Annotated in this window: 1 protein-coding gene; it reads right to left on the reverse strand. The window is 50.1% G+C overall.

The features are described from left to right. On the reverse strand, positions 1 to 1,097 hold a 1,097-nt coding region (locus R7190_RS25735; protein ID WP_318137662.1), incomplete at both ends, for a Tn3 family transposase.

The raw sequence follows: 1,097 nt of genomic DNA on the forward strand, positions 1-1,097 counted from the left end.
GTCATGGCCGTGATCCCTTTGTTGGTGCCGAAATACTTAGAGGAGTACCGGGTTTTAAAGGTTTCCAGATGGGTTTCGAATTTCTGACCATCCGCACTGGCATGCAGCTGGTCCTCCTGAATATGGTAGTGGCGGAAGATGGGTAGCGCTGCAACCGCATTATTGATCACGTCGCTGGCGTCATGCAGCGTTTCAGGCCGGATATAGTTGGCCTGCACCGTACTCAGGTGTTCATAGCTTCGATCGGAGATCTGCGCCATGCCATACACACCACGGTGAGTGGCGTTGGCAATCAGAATGGCCAGTAAATCATCCTGATGAGTGAACCCTTGTTTTTGTATCGGAAGTACATGAGTCAGACATTTCATGAACCCGGTTTCGCGCTCTACATACCGCAGTACATCCGCGATACCGACCGGTTGCATTCGCTTAAAAAAGGGATTGTTGACCAGAGATGTAGCGCTTTTGGTCGGCAGACGCCAGCGGGTACCGGTACGATTTTTCATGATCACATTTCGATTGTCTCCCTCATCAATATGGAGAGCAACGTCTTTGAGTGCACTTTCCAGCCGGTGTTGTTTCTCCTGTAACAATAACTCTGCGGGCTGTTTTAGTCTGTCCAGTGTTGATGAGGCCAGCAAGGTATCCTGCGATGTCTGGGGGATCAGGTCGTCTTCCAGTGCGCGGTATTTGGTAACATTTGGCAAATAAATGCGTCCATTCAGTCGTGAGGTTAACTGCCGGTAGAGCAGCCATTCGTAACGTTGCGGGTTAACGTTATCCTGTTTAACCAACCATGGGAGGTGCTTTTTCGGGATGAGCGACGTATCCATCGTCTTCAGTGGTCCACCGAATGCGATTTCCGTCTGCATCTGTTGAAGTTGGGCGACGACGGCTTCTGAGCCTTTACCGGCCTCACATTCAAGGCACAAGAACACCTGCCTTAACAGTTGCTCCAGGAGATTGCATTGTTCATCGTAATGTTGCCACTGGTACTCTTCCACGGTCCGTTTCTGTTTTTTCAGGTAAAGGCAGAGGGTCTGGATATCCCTGTCATTCATGACCTTCAATGCCTGTTGTCTGACTACTGAGAAGGG

It is taken from the genome of Vibrio sp. 1078-1 (genome assembly GCF_033340475.1).